The sequence below is a fragment of the Xanthomonas bonasiae genome (assembly GCF_014836395.1).
Classification (GTDB): Bacteria; Pseudomonadota; Gammaproteobacteria; order Xanthomonadales; family Xanthomonadaceae; genus Xanthomonas_A; species Xanthomonas_A bonasiae.
In genome coordinates, this window is sequence record NZ_JACSQX010000005.1 from 234,878 (window position 1) to 255,443 (window position 20,566).

Here is a 20,566-nt window from a genome sequence, read left to right on the forward strand (position 1 = left end):
GATGAACGCAGCCGCTTCCGATCCCGTCGCGTCCGACGCCAGCGCCCGCCGCTGGATCCGCATCTGCCGCATCGACGAGATCCCTTCGCTCGGCGCGCGCGTGCTGCAGATCGACGGCACCGACCCGATCGCGCTGTTCCGCACCGCCGGCGACCGCGTGTTCGCGCTGGTCGATCGCTGCCCGCACAAGGGCGGTCCGCTGTCGCAGGGCATCGTCGCCGGCGACAGCGTCACCTGCCCGCTGCACAACTGGAACATCGCGCTGGACAGCGGCCAGGCCTGCGCGCCGGACGTGGGCTGCACACGTCGCTATCCGGTGCGCGTGGACGATGGCGACGTGTGGCTGTCGTTGCAGGGCGCCGCGTGATGGACGGCGCGCACGTGCCCGGCGCGAGCGCAGTCGCGGACAACGTGGCACGGCGCACGCTGACCCGTTCCACCTGCTGCTACTGCGGCGTCGGCTGCGGCGTGCTGATCGAGACCGAGCACGGCGCCGACGGCGCGGCGCGCATCGTCGGCATCGAAGGCGACCCGCAACACCCGGCCAACTACGGCCGGCTGTGCAGCAAGGGCCGCACCCTGCCGGAGACCGTGCGCAGCCTGCATGGCCGCGCGCTGCAGCCGGAACTGCGCACGCATCGCGACACGCCGCGGCGCGCGGTGGACTGGGCGGTGGCACTGGACAGCGTGGCCGAGCGCCTGGCCGGCATCGTCGAGCGGCACGGGCCGGACGCGGTGGCGTTCTACCTGTCGGGACAGCTGCTGACCGAGGACTACTACGTCTTCAACAAGCTGGCCAAGGGCCTGATCGGCACCAACAACATCGACACCAATTCGCGGCTGTGCATGTCCAGCGCGGTCAGCGGCTACAAGGTGGCGCTGGGCGCGGACGGCCCGCCGACCTGCTACGAAGACCTGGAGCTGGCCAGGACCGTGCTGCTGGCCGGCAGCAACATGGCCTACGCGCATCCGGTGCTGTTCCGCCGGCTCGAGGACGCGCGCGCGCGCGATCCGGACGTGCGCTGGATCGTGGTCGATCCGCGCCGCACCGACACCGCGGCGATGGCTGACCTGCATCTGCCGATCCAGCCCGGTACCGACGTGGCGCTGTTCAACGGCATGCTGCACCACCTGATCTGGGAAGACCGCATCGACCGCGGATTCATCGCCGCGCATACCCAGGGCTTCGCCGAATTGCGGCAGACGCTGCGCGAATACACCCCGGCGATGGCCGCCGACCTCTGCGGCATCCCGGTCGCCGACCTGGTGCAGGCGGCGGAGTGGTTCGCTCGCGACCTGCCGGCACTGTCGCTGTATTGCATGGGCCTGAACCAGTCCGCGCACGGCACCGACAAGAACCTGGCGCTGATCCATCTGCATCTGGCCACCGCGCAGATCGGCAAGCCCGGCGCCGGCCCGTTCTCGCTGACCGGGCAACCGAACGCGATGGGCGGGCGCGAGGTCGGCGGCATGGCGACGATGCTGGCCGCGCACCGCGAGATCAGCAGCGCGACCGATCGCGCCGACCTGGAGCGGCTGTGGCAGCTGCCGGCCGATCGCCTGTCGGCGCGTCCCGGCCTGCCGGCGGTGGCGCTGTTCGATGCGTTGCGCCGCGGCGAGGTCAAGGCGGTGTGGATCGCCTGCACCAATCCCGTGCACTCGATGCCGGACATCGCACAGGTGCGCGATGCCTTGCGCCAGGCCGAGCTGGTGATCGTGCAGGAAGCGTTTGTGCACACCGACACCGTGCCCTACGCCGATGTGCTGCTGCCGGCGGCGAGCTGGGGCGAGAAGGACGGCACGGTGACCAATTCCGAGCGCCGCGTCTCGCGCGTGCGCAAGGCGCTGCCGGCAGCGGGCGCGGCCAGGCCGGACTGGTGGATCGCCAACGAAGTGGCGCGGCGGCTGGAAGCACGGCTAGATGCGTCGTCGGCCGGTTCGCGTTTCGGCTTCGCCGATACCGCGGCGGTGTTCGACGAGCACCGTGCACTGACGGTCGGCCGCGACCTGGACATCGGCGGACTCGACTACGCGCGGCTGGATGCGCAAGGCCCGCAGCAATGGCCGCTACCGGCCGGCGCCGCGCATGGCCAGGCGCGGCGCTATGCCGATGGCGTGTTCGCCACCGCCGACGGGCGTGCGCGTTTCCATCCCACGCCGTACAAGCCAGTGGCCGAACCGACGTCGGCGCGGTTTCCGTTGCGCCTGCTGAGCGGGCGCCTGCGCGACCAGTGGCACGGCATGTCGCGCAGCGGCCGGGTGCCGGGGCTGTTCGCGCACAGCCCGCAGCCGGGCCTGCGCATGCATCCGCAGGACGCCGCGCGGCGCGGACTGCGCGCCGGCGACCTGGTGCGCATCGTCAGCAAGCGCGGCAGCCTGGTGTTGCCGCTGGAAGCGTGCGAGGAAATGCGTTCGGGCGACGTGTTCGCGGCGATGCACTGGAACGCGCAGTTCCTGCACAGCGGCGGCATCAACGAACTCAGCCTGGGCGCGGTGGACGCGCGTTCGCAGCAGCCCGAGCTCAAGCACGCGGCAGTGCGTGTGGAGAAGGCCGAGTTCGGCTGGCATCTGTTGCTGGCCCGGCGCGGCGATGCACTCGCGCTGCAGGCGGCGGCGCAGCCGTGGCTGCGCGACTTCGGCTATGCCGCGTTGAGCCTGCAGGCCGAGGCCGGCGAACAGGATCAGGCCTGGCTGGTGCTGCGCGCCGCCGCCGAGCAGGCGCCGGCGCCCGCGCAGCTGGAAGCGCTGGCCGCGGCGCTGGCGCTGGCCGGCGGCGACGCCGATACCCTCGAATACCGGGACGCGCGCCGCGGCCTGCTCAAGCGCGTGGCCTGGCGCGGCGCCGCGCCGCTCAGCCATCTCGACGGCCTGCTGCTGGCGGGTGCGCAGCGCGATGCCGGCGGCGAAGCGTTGCTCGAGCGTGCATTGAGCGGCGACGCCTGGCACGGCGCGCGGCTGGCGGCATTCGCGCAGGCCGGCGGCGCGGCGCGCGATCCGGTGGTGTGCCAGTGCACGCAGGTGCGCGAATCGGCGATCCGCGCCGAAGCCGCGGGCGGCGCGGCGCCGGCCGAGATCCGCACGCGGCTGGGCTGCGGCAGCGTGTGTGGCTCGTGCATGCCGCAGGTGCTGCGGCTGTGCGCCACGGCCGCAAGCGCATGAACGGCTGTGGCTTCCAGGCTGCCCTTGTGCCTGCCGCGGAGTGTGCAGGAAATGCCGCAGGCGTCGGCCTTCCGCGTCAGGCGGGCGACAACGCGCAGCGACGCGCCGGTGGCCAGCGCCTGCCGCAGCTGCGGCGGTTGGGTAACGCAATGGGACTGGCGCTCGCGAGATCTTCCCGCGTCGCACACGCCGCCGCCGCTGCGAGAGTACGCGGCAACCGCGTGCACATGAGTGGTCGCGGCGCGAGCGCCGCCCTGGTGTCAGCAGCGAATGGCGCGACGAACGTCGCATGCGCCCGCGGCCCGCGCCACGCCGCCGGCAGGGCGCGGCGAGCGCGCGCGTCGCGGGCGCAGGCAGACGGCATTGCGGATGGGCGCAGCCGGGCACAGGCGGGTGCGATGTCCCTGGGGTTGTTCCTTCTTTCTGGCTGGAGTCTGCGATGAACGATGCAAGCGCGTCCGGTGTGTGTGGCGGCGGCGAAGTGGTGTTGTTGTCGGCCGGTCCTGGCGACCTGGAACTGCTGACGCTGAAGGCGGTCAAGGCACTGGCGGCGGCGCAGGTGCTGCTGCTCGACGATCTGGTCAATCCCGACATCGTGCAGTTCGCGCCGCAGGCGCGGGTGATCCGCGTCGGCAAGCGCGGCGGTTGCCGTTCCACGCCGCAGGATTTCATCTGCCGGCTGATGCGGCGCTATGCCCTGCAGGGCGCCAATGTGGTGCGCGCCAAGGGCGGCGAAGCGTTGCTGTTCGGCCGCGCCGGCGAGGAGATCGCCTTCCTGCGCGCGTCGGGCGTGGCGGTGCGGATCGTCAATGGCGTCAGCGCGGGGTTCGCGGCGGCGGCCGGGCTGGGCATGTCGCTGACCCATCGCGACCACTGTCACGGCATCACCTTCGTCACCGCGCACACCCAGGACCATGGCGAGCCGGACTGGGCGGCGCTGTGCGCCACCCGCACCACGCTGGCGATCTACATGGGCATGGGCCGCATCGCCGCGCTGACGTCGGCCTTGCTGCGCCACCTGCCCGGCGCCACGCCGGCGGCGGTGGTGCAATCGGCGAGCCTGCCGCAGCAGGCGCAGTTGCTGACCACACTGGACCGCTTGGCCGCCGATGTCGAAGGTTTGGGCATCGGCGCGCCGGGGGTGATCCTGATCGGCGGCGCGGTGGGCGAAGCGCAGGCGCAGCCCGCGCAGTTGCACGTACTGCAGGCGATAGCGTGATTCCTTGTGGGAGCGACTTCAGTCGCGACGGGCTTTACCCGAGGAGCCCGTCGGACTGAAGTCGCTCCCACAACTGACAACATGGGCATCGAAAATTCGCCAACGCTCCCTGTAGGAGCGACTTCAGCCGCGACGAGCGGAGTCGAACTATCTCGGCATCGTGTAACGTTCCGAAGTCGATGACCCCGAACCACCGCGACATCCTGAATCCAGATGGGCCACCGGCTGCGGATACAGTCGCGGCTGAAGCCGCTCCTACAGTGCACCGCCTTGGAATCTGCCGCGATCCTCTGTAGGAGCGGCTTCAGCCGCGACGAGCGGAGTCGAACTATCTCGGCACCGTGTAACGTTCCGAAGTCGATGACCCCGAACCACCGCGACATCCTGAATCCGGATGGGCCACCGGCTGCGGACACTGTCGCGGCTGAAGCCGCTCCTAATAAGCGGGCTTGTCTGTGCTGAGAGCGGCCCAACAATCGATCTGGGCCGCTGTCTGCCACCGCTTCGCGTTACGCCGCCGGTGCCGGCGGCGGCGCCGCATTCTGGTGCTGGGCGGCGGCGACCTTGCCGTCGCGTTCCGCGGCCAGCAGGGTCAGCGAGCGGCAGATGCCATGCCATTGCGAGCCGCCGGGCAGGCCGTGTTCGTGGTCGCGTTCGGCGGTGTCGATCAGCACGCGCCAGTGCTCGCCTTCGACCATCGGCAAGGTGAAGGTCACGTCCTCGGTGGCGCCGTTGACGATCATCAGCAAGGTCACGTTCGACGCGGCCTGGCGCAGGCCGCTGGACGGCGCCTTGCCGTCCAGGCGCATCATCAGCGCGCGTGCGTGCGGATCGTGCCAGGATGCATCGTTCATTTCCTCGCCGTCCGGCGCCAGCCAGCTCACGTCTTTGATGCCCAGTTCTTCGTCGTAGACGCCGTCGAAGAAGCGTGCGCGGTGCAGCAGCGGATAGTGCGCGCGCAGGTGGGTCAGGCGCGTCACGAACGCGGTCAGCCGCTGCGCGCGCTCGCCGCTTTCCCAGTTCAGCCAGGTCAGCTCGTTGTCCTGGCAGTAGGTGTTGTTGTTGCCGCCCTTGCTGCGCCCGAACTCGTCGCCGGCCAGCAGCATCGGCGTGCCCTGCGACAGCAGCAGCGTGGCCAGCATGTTGCGCATCTGCCGCAGGCGCAGCGCGTTGATCTCAGGGTCGTCGCTCTCGCCCTCGACCCCGTAGTTGGCCGAGATGTTGTTGTCCGAGCCGTCGCGGTTGTCCTCGCCGTTGGCTTCGTTGTGCTTGTGCTCGTAGCTGACCAGGTCGTGCAGGGTGAAGCCGTCGTGGGCGGTGACGAAGTTGACCGAGGCGGTGGGGCGGCGGCCGCGGTGGTTGAACAGGTCGGCCGAGCCGGTCAGGCGCGTGGCCAGTTCCGCCAGCTGGCCTTCGTCGCCGCGCCAGAACGCGCGCACGTTGTCGCGGAACTTGTCGTTCCATTCCGACCAGCCGGGCGGGAAGCCGCCGACCTGGTAGCCGCCGGGACCGACGTCCCACGGTTCGGCGATCAGCTTGACCTGGCTCAGCAGCGGATCCTGGCGGCAGGCGTCGAGGAAGCCGCCCTTGGGATCGAAGCCGTGGTGTTCGCGGCCAAGGATGGTGGCCAGGTCGAAGCGGAACCCGTCCACGTGCATCTCCGACACCCAGTAGCGCAGCGAGTCGTTGACCATGCGCAGCGCGCCGGCATTGGTCAGGTCGAAGGTGTTGCCGGTGCCGGTATCGTTGATGTAGAAGCGGCGGTCCTGCGCCAGGCGGTAATAGCTGGCGTTGTCGATGCCCTTGAACGACAGCGTCGGCCCCAGTTCGTTGCCTTCGGCGGTGTGGTTGTAGACCACGTCCAGGATCACCTCCAGCCCGGCGTGGTGCAGGCGCGCCACCATCTGCTTGAACTCGGCGACCGTGCGCGTGGCCATGTAGCGCGGCTGCGGCGCGAAGAAGCCGATGGTGTTGTAGCCCCAGTAGTTGCGCAGGCCCTGCTTGAGCAGGTATTCGTCGTCGACGAAGGCGTGCACCGGCAGCAGTTCCACCGCGGTCATGCCGAGCCGCTTGATGTGCTCGACCACCTCGTCCACCTTGAGCCCGGAGAAGGTGCCGCGCCAGGCCTCCGGCACCGACGGATGGCGCATGGTGGTGCCGCGCACGTGGGTCTCGTAGATCACCGTGCGGTCCCAGGGCGTCTGCAGGCGCTGGTCCTTGCCCCAGGTGAAGGCCGGATCGATCACCGCGCACTTGGGCACGTAGGCGGCGCTGTCGCGGCGGTCGAAGCTCAGGTCCGCATCCTTGTGGCCGATGGTGTAGCCGAACAAGGCAGGCGCCCATTTCAGCTCGCCGACCAGTTGCTTGGCGTAGGGATCGAGCAGCAGCTTGTTGGGATTGAAGCGGTGCCCGGCATCGGGTGCGTACGGACCGTACACGCGGTAGCCGTACAGCTGGCCGGGGCGCGCATCGGGCAGGTAGCCGTGCCAGATCTCGTCGGTGTACTCGGGCAGCACGATGCGCTCGACCTCGCGGCCGCGCTCGTCGAACAGGCACAGTTCGACCTTGGTGGCATTGGTCGAGTACAGCGCGAAATTGACGCCCAGGCCGTCCCAGGTGGCGCCGAGCGGATACGAGCGGCCTTCGCGGATGCGGGAGCGGCGGGCGAGCTTGCGAAGCGGCATGCGAAATCCTTACGACGTGGCGGGGCCGTTGCCGGCTGGGGAAAGCGAGTGGTCTTGCGGATCGGCGCGGGCTTCGGCGTCGACCAGGCGTTCGGCCATGGCCCAATGACGGGCGGCGCGGCCGTCGGGCCGGCCTTCGGCTTCCCAGATTTCGTGTGCGAGTTGTTCGATGCGGCGCTGGCGTGTTTCTGCGTCCATGGCGGTCTTGTCGGGGGAAGGTGGCCAGCACGGCCACCGGCATGTCAGGGAACGGCGGCCAGCACGGCCACCGGGAAGTCGGCGAGCAGGTCCGCCACCGGCATCGAGGCCGATGCCGCGAGGTCGCGCCCGCTCAGCACGTGCCGGTACTGTGCCGCGGGCAGCGTCAGAAAGGTGTTACGCCAATCCAGCTGCGCGCGCAGCGGCGCCGCCGCATCCAGCGGTTGCGCCGCGGCGGTCAGGCGCGGCACCACCACCAGCAGGGTCAGGCCCTCGTGTTCGCGCGCGAAGCCGAGCACGTGTTGGGCGTGCGGACCCTGCGCCTGCAGCGGGCGATAGCGGCCATGCGCGAACAGCGCCGGATGCGCGCCGCGCAGGTGCAGCAGCTGCGCGGTCAGCCACGCCTTGACATGGCCGCTGTGCCAGTCGCGCAGCAGTGCCGACGGCGCGGTGGCGTCGTGCAGCCAGGCCTGGCGCAGCGCGTAGTCCACCGGGCGGCGGTTGTCCGGATCGACCAACGACAGGTCCCAGCCTTCGCTGCCTTGGTACAGGTCGGGCACGCCTGGCACGCTCAGCCGCAGCGTGGTCTGCACCAGGCTGTTGAGCGCGCCGGCCGGGGCCAGCGCGGCCGCGGCCTGGGCCAGCGCCTCGCGCAGCGGCGCGCCGGCCGGCGCCAGCAGCGCCGCGTCCAGCAGTGCGCGCGCGCCGCGTTCGTAGGCCTCGTCCGGCCAGGTCCAGTAGGTACGCAGCTTGGCCTCGCGGGCGGCCTTCAGCTGCCAGGCGCCGATGCGCTCGGCGTAGTCGGCCAGGCCGGCGGCGTCGTCGCTGGCCAGTTCCAGCGGCCAGGCGGCGACCAGCATCTGCCACAGCATCAGCACGTCGCCGGGCAGCGGCGCGGCGCTGCCGGCCGGCAGCAGGTCGGCGGACAAGGCCTGGAAGCGCGCCACCTGTTCGGCCCACCACGGCGCCTGCGCGCTGAGCGCGGCCAGGCGCATGCGCACATCTTCGCCGCGCTTGTGGTCGTGGGTGGCGGTGGCCAGCAAGGCGCGCGGATGGTGCTGCGCGCGCGCGGCGTTGGCGGCGTGGAACGCGTCCGGCGCCAGCGCGAACACGTCCGGGTCGCTGCCGACCTCGTTGCGCGACAGCAGCACGCCGTGGCGATAGAACGCTGTGTCCTCGACCGACTTGGCGTTGAGCGGCGCCGACAGCTGTTCGATGCGCCGGCGCACGATGCGCCGCAGCGCGATCTGCGCCTTGCCGGTGCCGCGGCCGTCGCGGCTCCAGCGCTCGATCGCGTCGATCGCCGCGCACACCCGCGGCTCGGCGCCGGCGCGCGCGTGCTGCGCGGCCTGCGCCAGGCGCGCCGCATCGGCTTCGTCCAGGCCATCCGGCCCGGCGTAGGTGCGGTACACCTCGAAGTGCCGCAACAGCGCCATCAGGCCGCGCGCCAGCATCTGCGGGCTGAACTCGCGGGTGGCCGGGTCCAGGTGCGCGGCGGCGGCCAGCGCCTGCACGGTGCGCACGAATTCGGTCTGCAGCGACCCTTGCAGGATCTCGTCGCGCGCGGCGCGCTGTTCCTGGCCGAAGTCGCCGCTGCGGCTGGTCTCGCGGCGCCACAGCGCGGTCAGCGGTGCGGCGCCGGCCGGGTCGTGCAGCACGCCGGCGACCTGGTCCATGAAGTCGTAGCCGGTGCTACCGTCGCACGGCCAGTCGCTGCGCAACGTCTCCTGCGGTGCCAGGATCTTCTCGATGTACAGCGCGATGCCGCCGGCGGCGATGCCGCGGCGGCGCCCGGCGCGGTCCAGCTGCGCGCGCAGGCGCTGCACGTAGCCGGTGGGATCGGCCAGGCCATCGACGTGGTCCACGCGCACGCCATCGAGATGGCCTTCGGCGACCAGCCGCAGCGGCAGTTCGTGCACCGCGGCGAACACGTCGTTCTGCTCCACGCGCAGTGCCGCCAGCGAGGTGATGTCGAAGAAGCGGCGGTAGTTGAGCATGTCGTTGCCGACCCGCCACCAGGCCAGCCGGTAGCACTGGCGTTCGATCAGCCGATGCAGCGCGTCGTCGCCCAGCCGCGCGGCGTCGTTGAGCCGTGCCGCCCAGGCCTGGCGTGCGGCCGGCGGATCCTGGGCCACGGCGCCTTCCAGGCGGATCGGGAAGCGCTGGTCGTGGTGTTCCAGCTGCACCTCGCCGTCCTCGGCCACGCGCAGTTGCAGCGCGCCTTCGCTCAACGCCTGCGCGTAGGCGCGGTCCAGCACCGGCAGCCACAGCTTGCCGTCGCGTCCGGGCGCGCGCCAGTCGATGTCGAACCAGCCGGCGTGGCGGCTGCGCCGGCCATGCTTGAGCACGTCCCACCACCATGGATTGGCCGCGTGCGCGGCCATGTGGTTGGGCACGATGTCCAGGATCAGGCCCATGCCGTGCGCGCGCACGCGCTCGGACAGGTGCAGCAGCGCGGGCTCGCCGCCGAGTTCTGGGTTGACCTGGCGTGGATCGGTGACGTCGTAGCCGTGGGTGGAGCCGGGCACGGCGGTGCCGATCGGCGACAGGTACAGATGGCTGATGCCCAGGCCGGCGTAGTAGGGCACCTGCGCGGCGGCGTCGAGCAGGGTGAATCCGGCGTGCAGTTGCAGGCGCGCGGTGGCGCGCAGCGGAGTGAAGCTCATGCGTCGGTTCCTTGCGCGGCGGAGGCGGTGCGGCGCGCGTGCGCGAACGCCCCCAGGCGGGTGGCGAGCGGCGCGCCGGCGGCCGCCGTGTCCGCCGCCGGCAAGCGCCGGCGCCAGTTCGGGTGGCCATCGACGGTGCCGGGCAGATTGGGTTGCTGGTCCAGGCCCAGCGCGTCCTCGGCCGGCAGCAGCGCCAGCGGCGAGGGCGTGGCGGCGACGAAGCGCAGCGCATCCAGTTCGGGGTCGTGCGCCTGCGGCAGCGCTGCGGCGACGGCGGCGTCCATGCGCGCCACGTCGGTGATGCGGGCCAGATGGTCGGCGCGTTGCTGCGCGGCATCGGACAGCTGCAGGCGGTGGCGCCAGTCGATGTCCTCGCCGCGGCGCCAGCCGCGCAGCGTCGGCAGGTCGTGGGTGGTGGTGGTGGCGATGGCATCGCCGCGCCATTGCGCCGGCGCCAGGAACGCGCCCTTGGCGTCGCGGGTGAACAGCAGCACGTCGATGCCCATCACCCCGCGCTGCGACAGTTCGGCGCGGATGCCGTCCGGCACCACGCCCAGGTCTTCGCCGATCACGATCGCGCGGTGCCGCCACGATTCCAGCGCCAGCAGGCGCAGCAGGTCGTGCAGCGGATAGCGCAGGTACACGCCGTCGGCGGAACGGGCGCCGCGCGGGATCGTCCACAGCCGCAACAGGCCGAGGATGTGGTCGATGCGCACGCCGCCGCGGTCGCGCATCACCGCACGCAGCAGCTCGATGAACGGCGTGAAGCCGCTGGCGCGCAGCCCGGTCGGCGAATAGCCGCCGATGCCCCAGGCCTGGCCATCGCCGTTGAACGCATCCGGCGGCGCGCCCAGTTCCAGCCCGGCCAGCACCGCCTGCGGCCAGGCCGCGGCCTCGGCGCCGCCGGGATCGAAGCCCACCGCCAGGTCGGCGATCAGGCCGATGCCCATGCCGGCATCGCGCGCGTGCCGCTGCACGCCGGCCCAACTGCGCGCGGCCAGCCACTGCGCGAAGCTGTGCAGGGCCGGATCGGCATCGCCGAAATCGCGCGCGGCGAACGCGGCGTAGTCGTGCAAGGCGGCGCCGCGTTCGTGCTGGAACGCGGCGAAATCGGCATGGAGCGCGGCGTCGGCCTGGGCGAAGTCGGCGTGCAGCTGGCGCAGCCACTGCCACTTCGCGGCAGACGAGGCCGGCCAGTCGATCAGCGCGCGGGTCTGCGCTTCGGCGAAGGCCTGTTGCAGCCCGGCGGCCTGCAGGGCGCGCTGCGCCATGGCGGTACCGAGCACGCGTGCCGGGGCGGCCTGCAGCGGATCCAGGAAACGGCGGTCGCCCGGCGAATACGGGCTGTAGTGCGTGCCGATCGGTCGCGCCGCATGTACCGGGCTCAACGCGATCGCATCGCCGCCGGCACGCGCGATGCGCTCGGCCCAGGCGGCGACGCCGTCCGCATCGCCGATGCCGGCGTCGTCCGGGCCTTGCGCCGAATACACCTGCAGCGACAGGCCCCAGCGCCGCGGCGCGTCCTCGCCGACCGCCTCGGCGACGCCGTAGCAACGCACCGGCGCCACCGCCAGCGTGGTGTGGCGGTCGCCGTGCTGCAGCGTCCAGTAGCCGTGCGTGTCGAGCGCGGCGAGGCGGCCCTGCGCATCGAAGCGGCCGTCGCGGCGGCTACCGTCCTCGTGCTCGAGCCGGTACGCCGCACCCGGCGTGCCGCCGGCGTCGATCGGCGTGCCGACGTCGGCGGTCAGCAGCGGCGCGGCGCTGCCGCCGCTGGCCTGCAGCTGGCGCAGGCTGTCGCGGCAGGCGGCATCGTCGCGCGCGTCCAGGCCGAGCGCACCGAGCACGCTGCGCAGCGTGTCCGTGCCGACCGTGCGCGGCGTGTCGGATGCGTCGATCCAGTCGACCAGCAGGCCGGCGGCGGACGCCAGGGTGTGCAGGGGGGTATCGGTCATGGGCGAGTCGGGGCCGCGGCAATGGGGAAAGAAGGACGCACCGCCGTCGCCGCGAGCGCCGCGCACCTGTCAGGCAGGCGCACGGTCGCGGGCGACGCACGGGAGGGGCAGCGTGCCGGAAGCGCTGTCGCGATGGCGTCGCGACAGCCCGCGCTCACGCGGCGGAACCGGCCCGGTAGCGGGCGACGAAGGCGTTCGGCGGCAGCTGCGCCGGATCGTCGCCAGCGTTTTCGGCATGGACCGTCGCGCCAGGCAGATCCAGCGCCACCGGCGTATCGCCGAAGTTGGCGGCCACGTGCCACTCGCCGCCGCCCAGGGTCCAGCCCGCGGCCACCGCCCTCGGCCCCAGCATGCGGGCGCCCACGGCGCGTGCCTGGGGCAACGCCGGTACCAGATGCTGGCGGCGCAGCGCCATCAGCGCCACGAACCAGTCGCGCCAGCGCGCGCCGTCGCCGTGGGTGGCATCGCTGATGTCGGCGATGGACGCTGCGAACGTGCTCGGCGCGTTCGGGTCGGGAATGGTCGCGCGCTGCTCAGGATCGGCGAACGCGGCGAAATGCGCGAACTCGCGGCGCCGGCCTTCGCGCACCGCCTCGTCCAGCGGCGGCGCGAAGTCGGTGAAGAACAGGAACGGGGTGCGGCTGCCCCACGGCTCGCCCATGAAGAACAGCGGGATCATCGGGGTCAGCGCGGTCAGCGCCAGCGCCGCGCGCAGCGCCGGCTCGGACACCTGGGTGATCAGCCGGTCGCCGCGCGCGCGGTTGCCGATCTGGTCGTGGTTCTGCGCGAAGATCACGAACTTGTGCGGCGGCAGCTGCGCGCTCGGCTCGCCGCGCGCATGCCCGCGGTGGTCGGCCTGGCCCTGGTAGGCGAAGCCTTCGCCCAGCACCCGCGCCAGGTGTTGCGCCGGCGCGTCGGCGAAGCCGGCGTAGTAGCCCTCGTTCTCGCCGGTCAGCAGCACGTGCAGGCTGTTGTGGAAATCGTCGTCCCATTGCGCGCTGTAGCCGCGCTCCAGCACGCCGGCCTGATTGGCCTCGTTCTCCAGCACCAGGTGCACGTGGCGCCCGGCCGGCACGCTGGCCATGATCGCCTCGCGCAGCGTGTCCAGGAACGCGTTCGGCACGATCGCGTGCACCGCGTCCAGGCGCAGGCCGTCGAAGCGGTACTCGTGCAGCCACATCAGCGCGTTGTCGATGAAGTAGCGCTGCACCGGCGCGAGCCGGAAGTCGATCGCCGCGCCCCACGGGGTCGGCGCGTCTTCGCGGAAGAACGCCGAGGCGTACTGGCCGAGGTAGTTGCCGTCCGGGCCGAAGTGGTTGTAGACCACGTCCAGGAACACGCTCAGGCCCAGCCCGTGGGCCTCGTCGATCAGCGCCTTGAGTTCGTCCGGATGGCCGTAGGCCGCGGCCGGCGCGTACGGCAGCACGCCGTCGTAGCCCCAGTTGTGACGGCCGGGGAACGCGGCCAGCGGCATCAGTTCGATCGCGGTGACGCCCAGCGCCGCCAGCGTCCGCAACTGCGCGCGCAACCCGGCGTAGCCGCCGCAGGCGCCCACGTGCAGTTCGTAGAACACCGTTTCCGCCCACGGCCGGCCGCGCCAGGCGGCGTGCTGCCAGCGATAGCCGTCGCTGGCCAGCACCGCGCTGGCGCCGTGCACGCCGTCGGGCTGCCAGCGCGAGGCCGGGTCCGGCACCGGTTCGCCGCCGTCGACGGCGTAGCGGTAGCGGGTGCCGGCGGCGCAGGCGATGGTCGCGGCGAAATAGCCGTCCGCGGCCGCGGCTAGCGGCTGCCGGCTGCCGTCGTCGAACACGATGTCGACGCTGCTCGCGTCCGGTGCCCACAGCACGAAGGCGACTGCGCCGTCGGCGGTGGGCCAGGCGCCCTGGCGCAGTGCCGCGGGCGAAGCGGTTGCCGCGTCGCCGGTCGGCGTTGCGCTCGTTGCGATGTTCAAGTCAGTGCTCCGCTTGCAACCAGAGGGTGGACAGCGGCGGCAAGGTCAGCGCCAGCGATTGCGCGTGCCCGTGCATCGGCTGCGCGATGCTGCGCAAGGCGCCGCCGTTGCCCTGGTTGGAGCCGCCGTAGTGGCCGCTGTCGGTGTTGAGGATTTCGCGCCACAGCCCGCCGCGCGGCACGCCCAGGCGGTAGTCGTGGTGCACGTTCGGGGTGAAGTTGCTCACCGCCAGCAGCGGCGGCGCGCCGCCGGCGCGGTCGTGGCGCACGAAGGCGAACACGCTGTTGCGGTGGTCGTCGGCCACGCTCCATTCGAAGCCTTCCGCCGCGCGGTCGCTGCGGTACAGCGCCGGCAGCGCGCGCAGCTGGCGGTTGAGGTCGCCGACCAGCCGCGCCACGCCGCGATGCTCCGGGCGCTGCGCCTGCGCCCAGTCGAGCGCGCGGTCGTGGTCCCATTCCTGCCACTGCCCGAACTCGCCGCCCATGAACAGCAGCTTGCGTCCCGGGTGCGCCCACATGAAGGCCAGATAGGCGCGCAGGTTGGCGAAGCGCTGCCAGGTGTCGCCGGGCATCTTCGCCAGCAACGAACCCTTGCCGTGCACCACTTCGTCGTGCGACAGCGGCAGCACGAAGTGCTCGGAGAACGCGTACACCAGGCCGAAGCTCATCTCGCTGTGGTGGTGCTGGCGGTGGATGGGATCGCGCCGCATGTAGCTGAGCGTGTCGTGCATCCAGCCCATGTTCCACTTGTGGCTGAAACCCAGCCCGCCCTGCTCCGGCGGTGCGGTCACGCCCGGCCAGGCGGTGGATTCCTCGGCGATCACCCGCACCCCGGGGAAGCGTTGCGCGATCTCGGCGTTGAGCCGGCGCAGGAACGCGATCGCCTCCAGGTTCTCGCGCCCGCCCTGGGCGTTGGGCACCCATTCGCCCTCGTTGCGGCCGTAGTCGCGGTACAGCATCGCCGCCACCGCATCCACGCGCAGGCCGTCGACATGGAAGCGCTCGATCCATTCCAGCGCGCTGCCGATCAGGTAGGCGACCACTTCGGCGCGGCCGTAGTTGTAGATCAGCGTGTTCCACTCGCGGTGCACGCCTTCGCGCGGATCGGCGTGTTCGTACAGCGCGGTGCCGTCGAAGCGCTGCAGGCCGTGCGCGTCGTCGGGAAAGTGCGCGCCGACCCAGTCCAGGAGCACCCCGATCCCGGCCTGGTGGCAGGCATCGACGAAGCGCGCGAAACCGTCCGCGTCGCCGTGCCGCGCGGTCGGCGCGTACAGGCCCAGCGGCTGGTAGCCCCAGGAGCCGCCGAACGGATATTCGGTGATCGGCAGCAGTTCGATATGGGTGAAGCCCAGTTCCTGCACGTAGGGGATCAGCTGCGCGGCCAGCGCGTCCCACTGCAACGGCTGGCCGTGCGCGTCGTGGCGCCAGGAGCCGGCGTGCAGCTCGTAGATGCTCATCGGCTGCGCGGCACCGGCGCGGGTTTCGCGCTGCGCCAGCCAGGCCGAGTCGTGCCAGGCGAAATCGGCGGCGCTGGGCACCACCGACGCGGTGTCCGGCGCGCGCGTGCTGTGGCGGGCGACCGGGTCGGCCTTGCGCGGCAGCGGCGTGCCGTCGGCGTCGAGGATCTCGTATTGGTAGTGCTCGCCGCCGCGCAGCCCGGGCACGAACAGTTCCCAGACGCCGGCCTGGCGATGCAGGCGCAGCGGATGGCGGCGGCCGTCCCAGCCGTTGAAGTCGCCGACCAGCGCGACCCGCCGCGCATGCGGCGCCCACACCGCGAAGCGCACCCCGTCGACCGTGCCGATACGGGTGTGGTGCGCGCCCAGCGCGGTGCGCAGCGCGGCGCCGTCGCCCTCGGCCATGCCCTGCAGCCAGGCCTCGTCCAGCACCGGGCCGAACGCGTAGGGGTCGTCGATTTCCTGCACGGCGTCCGGCCACACGATGCGCAGCCGATAGGCCGTCGTGGTCTTCAGTTCGCCTTCGAACACGCCTTCGGCCTCCGGGTGCGCGCGCATCCGCGCCACCAGTTTGCCGTTGCCGTCGAGCAGGCCCAGCGCATCGGCGCCCGGGACCAGCGCGCGCACCCGGATCGTGCCGTTCTCGTCGGCGTGCGGGCCCAGCCAGGCGAACGCGTCCACCGCTTCGCCGCGCGCCAGCGCCTGCAGGGCGAGGCGTTCGCGTTCGTCGTTCGCCGCTTCCAGCGGCGCGTCCCACACCGGGATCGCGTCCGGCGCCTGTTCCCGTTCGCTCATGCCACCGCCGGCGATAGCGGAGCGGTGCGGTCGTACAGGGCCATGTACTTGCGTCCGGCCAGGTCCCAGCCGCTGGGCCGCAGCATCGCCGCGCGGCGCATCGCCTGCAGCAGGCCCGGCAGGCGGAAGGTGCGGAACACCCGCTGCAGGCAGCGGCGCAGGCCGTCGGCCGAGGGTTCCTCGAACAGGAAGCCGGTCACGCCATCGTCCACGGTATCGATCAGGCCGCCGGTGGCGTGCGCGATCGGCAGGCTGCCGAAGCGCTGCGCGTACATCTGGCTCAGCCCGCAGGGTTCGAAGCGCGACGGCATCAGCAGGAAGTCCGAACCGGCGAACATGCGCCGTGCCAAGCGCTCCTCGAAGCCGATATGGGCGCCGACATGGCCGGGGAAGCGCCGCGCCAGCGCCGCCACCGCCTGCTCGATCTGCGGCTCGCCGCCGCCGATCACCACAATCTGGCCGCCGGCGGCGACGATCTGCGGCGCCACCTCGCAGATCATGTCCAGGCCTTTCTGGTGCACCAGCCGCGACACCACCGCGAACAGCGGGCCGTCGCTGTCGATCAGGCCGAACGCGCGGCGCACCTGGGCGGCGTTCTCGCGCTTGCCCTGGACCTGGTCGATGCCGAAATGGGTGTGCAGATGGTCGTCGGTGCGCGGGTCCCAGCTGGCGTCGATGCCGTTGACGATGCCGCTGAGGCGGCCGCTGGCGGCATGCCGGGCCAGCAGCGTGTCCAGGCCGCAGCCCTGCGCCGGTCCGGTGATCTGCGCCGCGTAGCTGACGCTGACCGTGTTGACGTGGTCGGCGTGGACGATGCCGGCGCGCAGGAACGACATCTGCCCGTAGAACTCCAGGTCCTGCAGGCCGTTGTCGGGGATGCCCAGCGTGCCGGCCATCGCGTACGGGAACAGGCCCTGGTAGGCCAGGTTGTGGATGGTCAGCAGGCACGGCGTGTTGCCGCCGGACCAGCGCACATAGGCGGCGGCCAGCGCGCACGGCCAGTCGTTGAGATGCAGCAGGTCCGGATTCCAGTCCAGCCCGGCGCGGCCGCCGGCGATCTGCGCGGCGGCGTGCGACAGCGTGGCGAAGCGCAGCGCATTGTCTTCCCAGTCGCGGCCTTCGCTGGAGACATACGGCGAACCCTGGCGTTCGAACAGCTGCGGGCACAGCAGCACGTACACGCACAGGCCGTCGGGGCGGTCCGCGCGGCCCAGCGCGCAGGCCGGCAGCCCGGCGTGGGCGGCGACGTGGCCGACGATCTCCAGCGGACCGGTCTTGCGCAGCACCGCCGGGTAGCCGGGGATCAGCACCCGGATGTCGCAGCTGCCGCGCAGCGCGCGCGGCAGCGCCGCGGCGACGTCGCCCAGGCCGCCGGCCTTGATGAAGTCGGCCATTTCCGAGGTCACGAACAGGCTGGCGCGGCGCGGCGCCGGTTGCAGCTTGACGGTGACCTCGGCGGTGCGGATGAAGCGTCCGCGCGCATCGCGGTGGCGGCGCCGGGGCGCGCGCAGCACCGGGTGGGTGTCGCGTTGTCTATCGGGCAGATCGGCGGGCGGGGGAGGCGACATTGGCGATTCCGTCGGGGAGGGGGGGACGGGCACACGGAAAACGACTGCCGTCGCGTGTCCGCAGCGGGCGCGCGACGTGAAACCAGAAAAATGAAGGACAGCAGATACCGGCGGGTCAGCGCCTCTTCAGTAATGTACGAACGCAGCGATAAAAGGGGCGTGAAACGCGCGGCTTGTCTACGCTGCGCCCGCCCGGTTACCGCATAGTGATTTCGCCGCAATACAGTGGGTTAGACCCGCACAGCCGATGAACCGTTTAGTTTCCTTTCCGGTGCCGCCATCCGCCACGCCGCTCGGCCTGAATGCGCAGGTTGCGCTGTCTTCATCGGGCCTGTGCTGCAATGCCGGCATGAACCCATCGGACCCAAGGATGCGACGCGAGCTGGACGGCTTCGTATTGGATGCCGTCCTCGCCGCGGCGCCGGACGGCGTGCTGCTGCCGCAGATCCGCATCTCGGACGCGAAGGGTGCGGTATTGAGCCGGCATGCGTTCGATGGCGTGTATTTCGGCGATGTTCGCGCCGGGGAGCACTTCGTCGCCGAACGTCTGGCGGCGATCCGTTCGGCGCAGTATGGGAAATTGGTGTTCGGCTGAGCCGCGGCGTGCTGTCCGCGGGCCTCGGGCGCAGGCCGTGCATCGGCCCTGCGTCAGTGCGCCGGCTGCAGGCGCTGCAGCGCCGCCAGCAAGCCGGCATGGCTGTAGGGTTTGGGCAGAAAGCCGGTATGCGTCGGCAGCGCCGCGGTGTCGGGATGTTTCATGCCGGAGGTGAGCAGGGCCGGAATCGTGACCGCACGCCGGCGCAGTTCGCGCACCATGGTCATGCCATCGCCGCCGGGCATCTGCACGTCGCTGAAGATCAGGTCCACATCGGGATCCTGTTCGAGCATGGCGAGCGCCTCGTGGGCGGTGCCGGCGGACAGGACCCGATAGCCGTCGGCATCGAGCATCATCCGAGCCAGTTCGCGAATCGTCTGGTCATCCTCAACCAAAAGAATGGTGGTGAGGGCGCAAGTGCCACGCATAATGCTGATACCGCCGCGTTTTCAATACTGGCAGCTTCACGATTCGGCGGTGAAGCGCTGGTGACGCTGCGGTGATGCCGATATGCTGAACCCACTCATCGCGAGACCCCGCTTGTCCACTCACGCCCGCTATCGACAGATCGTCGAACTCTCGCACGATTGCATCAAGGAGATCGGCCGCGACGGTGTCGTGCGATCGATCAACACGCGCGGCCTGCGCCTGCTCGGCGCGGCCGAGCCCAAGCACGTCGTCGGCCGCGCGTGGCAGGATCTGTGGCCGGAGGAGATGCGGCCGCTCGCGGAAGCGGCGTTCGCCGCCGCCTTGCGCAACGAGCAATACGAATTCTGGGCGCAGCGCGAAACCTTCGACGGCCGGCCACGCTGGTGGCACGTGCAGGCCAGCCCGCTGACCAACGTCGACGCCGAAGTGGAAAGTGTGCTGGTGATCAGCCGCGACGTCACCCAGCACCGCCAGATCGAGGAGGCCCTGCGCACCCTGGGCGACCTGCCGCAGACCGGCGCCGGCGTGCCGGTGCAGCGCGTCAGCGAGACGCTGGGGCAGCAGTTGCAGGCCGAGCACATCGAGCTGCGCGGGCAGCTGGACATCGCCCTGGCCGCGCAGCGCGTCGCCGAGCGGGCCATGACCCAGGCGCAGAAAGGCGAGGCGATCGGGCAGATGCTCGCCGGCATCGTCCACGACTTCAACAACATGTTGCAGACCGCGATGACCTCGGTGAGCATGGTCGCCGAGCATCCGCAGCGCCTGCAGCCGGACCAGCGCAAACTGCTCGGCATCGCCGGCGAGGCGCTGCAACACGGCGCGCGGATGACCCGGCGCCTGCTCGGCTTCGCCCGTGCGCACCCGGTCAAGCCGCAGTGGCTGGATCTGTGCGAGGTGGTCGCGCACATGCAGCCGCTGCTGGCGCAGGCGTTGGGCGGCGAGATGAAGTTGCAACTGACCAGCCTGGCCGGCGGCGCCACCACCTATGCCGACCGCAGCTCGGTCGAGCAGGCGGTGCTGAACCTGGCCTTGAACGCACGCGACGCCTGCCAATCCGGCGACGTGGTATCGATCCGCTGCGGCAACCTGCAGGTGCCGCCGGGTCAGGCTGCGGCGATGCGCCAGCCGGGCCGCTACGTGACCCTGTCGGTCAGCGATCAGGGCGAGGGCATGTCCGAGGACACCAAGTCGCGGCTGTTCGAGGCCTATTTCACCACCAAGCCCGAGGGCAAGGGCACCGGCCTGGGCCTGGCCCAGGTCTACGGCCTGGTGCGCCAGGCCGGCGGCTTCGTCGACGTGGACTCCGAACTGGGGCGCGGCACAACCATCACCCTGGCGTTCCCCTATGTCGCCGAAGCGCCGCCGGGCGAGGGCGGCGACAGCGCGGCATTGCCCTCGCCGGCCTGAGCCAGAGGCTTGGCGTGTCGGCAGCAGTTCGCTCCGCCTGACCGCTTGCGCGCGGTATAGCCGGCGCACCACGCTGCTGGCGCGACGCGTGCAAACCGCGCCAGCAGCGGCGCCCGATGCATTCGGCCGCCTGCGGCAGCACCGAGTCGAACCCGGCACCGGCGTTGCCGCGCAACGATTGCGTCGGGCGTCGCGCGGTCCTTCAGCGCGGTCGCGCGCCGGCACGGCAGGCCTGGCGGCTGCGCCGGTGAGGTAACGCGACCTTTTGCACGAGGCGCTTGCTGGAGCGCGCATCTCTCCGCTGTCCGCGGCGAATCGCGGCTTCGATCCGCCGCGTTTCGGACCGCATGGCCTGCCCGTCGCACGCTTCTGCGCATGCAGCGAAGCGCCGCTTGGCGCTGGCGAATGGCTGAACGGACCTGCTGGCGGCGGCGTGGCGCGCGCTCGGCCATCTTTGCGAAAGCTTACTATTTAGGGTTTACAGTGG

General features: G+C 71.4%; 13 protein-coding genes. 5 read left to right on the forward strand and 8 right to left on the reverse strand.

Translation table 11 applies throughout. The features are described from left to right. Position 1 precedes the first annotated feature (1 nt). The 3 genes from nirD (at position 2) to cobA (ending at position 4,378) form a co-directional block, all read left to right on the forward strand. Positions 2 to 367: a nitrite reductase small subunit NirD gene (gene nirD / locus H9658_RS09865; RefSeq protein ID WP_191825216.1), complete on the forward strand. Its 366-nt coding sequence runs from the start codon at positions 2 to 4 to the stop codon at positions 365 to 367. Next, positions 367 to 3,159, forward strand: coding sequence for a molybdopterin oxidoreductase family protein (locus H9658_RS09870; RefSeq protein WP_191825326.1), 2,793 nt, complete (start codon positions 367 to 369; stop codon positions 3,157 to 3,159). The genes nirD and H9658_RS09870 overlap by 1 nt, the downstream gene beginning before the upstream one ends. A gap of 481 nt (positions 3,160 to 3,640) precedes the next feature. Then, on the forward strand, positions 3,641 to 4,378 hold the full coding sequence (gene cobA, locus H9658_RS09875; RefSeq protein ID WP_318241299.1) for a uroporphyrinogen-III C-methyltransferase: 738 nt from the start codon (positions 3,641 to 3,643) through the stop codon (positions 4,376 to 4,378). 509 nt (positions 4,379 to 4,887) lie between these two features. Here the strand turns inward: cobA and glgX are convergent. From glgX to glgA, 7 genes are all read right to left on the reverse strand, one after another. Then, the gene (glgX, locus tag H9658_RS09880) at positions 4,888 to 7,062 is read right to left on the reverse strand and encodes a glycogen debranching protein GlgX (protein WP_179567463.1); all 2,175 of its coding nucleotides are present in this window, start codon (positions 7,060 to 7,062) and stop codon (positions 4,888 to 4,890) included. A 9-nt stretch (positions 7,063 to 7,071) separates the two neighbouring features. Continuing rightward, positions 7,072 to 7,260 (reverse strand): DUF2934 domain-containing protein, encoded by a 189-nt coding sequence (locus H9658_RS09885; RefSeq protein WP_179567461.1) that lies wholly within the window; start codon positions 7,258 to 7,260, stop codon positions 7,072 to 7,074. 44 nt (positions 7,261 to 7,304) lie between these two features. Next, positions 7,305 to 9,926 carry a malto-oligosyltrehalose synthase gene (gene treY, locus H9658_RS09890; protein ID WP_191825218.1) on the reverse strand — a complete coding sequence of 874 codons (2,622 nt, stop codon included), beginning with the start codon at positions 9,924 to 9,926 and terminating at the stop codon, positions 7,305 to 7,307. After that, positions 9,923 to 11,878, reverse strand: coding sequence for a 4-alpha-glucanotransferase (malQ, locus tag H9658_RS09895; RefSeq protein ID WP_191825219.1), 1,956 nt, complete (start codon positions 11,876 to 11,878; stop codon positions 9,923 to 9,925). Before malQ ends, treY begins: the two co-directional genes overlap by 4 nt. 154 nt (positions 11,879 to 12,032) lie before the next feature. After that, positions 12,033 to 13,769 (reverse strand): malto-oligosyltrehalose trehalohydrolase, encoded by a 1,737-nt coding sequence (gene treZ / locus H9658_RS09900; RefSeq protein WP_191825327.1) that lies wholly within the window; start codon positions 13,767 to 13,769, stop codon positions 12,033 to 12,035. Between the two features lie 61 nt (positions 13,770 to 13,830). Beyond that, entirely contained in the window at positions 13,831 to 16,080 is a 2,250-nt protein-coding gene (locus tag H9658_RS09905; protein ID WP_225209867.1) for a 1,4-alpha-glucan branching enzyme, read from the reverse strand. After that, the gene (gene glgA / locus H9658_RS09910; protein WP_191825220.1) at positions 16,077 to 17,648 is read right to left on the reverse strand and encodes a glycogen synthase GlgA; all 1,572 of its coding nucleotides are present in this window, start codon (positions 17,646 to 17,648) and stop codon (positions 16,077 to 16,079) included. The genes H9658_RS09905 and glgA overlap by 4 nt, the downstream gene beginning before the upstream one ends. Positions 17,649 to 17,895: 247 nt before the next feature. On the opposite strand from glgA, the gene H9658_RS22925 reads away from it, so the two are divergent. Then, on the forward strand, positions 17,896 to 18,243 hold the full coding sequence (locus H9658_RS22925) for a hypothetical protein (protein ID WP_225209868.1): 348 nt from the start codon (positions 17,896 to 17,898) through the stop codon (positions 18,241 to 18,243). Positions 18,244 to 18,296: 53 nt separating this feature from the next. Here H9658_RS22925 and H9658_RS09920 read toward each other — a convergent pair whose 3' ends face one another. Continuing rightward, positions 18,297 to 18,671: a response regulator gene (locus H9658_RS09920; RefSeq protein ID WP_179567453.1), complete on the reverse strand. Its 375-nt coding sequence runs from the start codon at positions 18,669 to 18,671 to the stop codon at positions 18,297 to 18,299. 112 nt (positions 18,672 to 18,783) lie between these two features. Here H9658_RS09920 and H9658_RS09925 point away from each other — a divergent pair, with 112 nt between their 5' ends. After that, positions 18,784 to 20,079 carry a two-component system sensor histidine kinase NtrB gene (locus tag H9658_RS09925; RefSeq protein WP_179567451.1) on the forward strand — a complete coding sequence of 432 codons (1,296 nt, stop codon included), beginning with the start codon at positions 18,784 to 18,786 and terminating at the stop codon, positions 20,077 to 20,079. Positions 20,080 to 20,566: the final 487 nt, after the last annotated feature.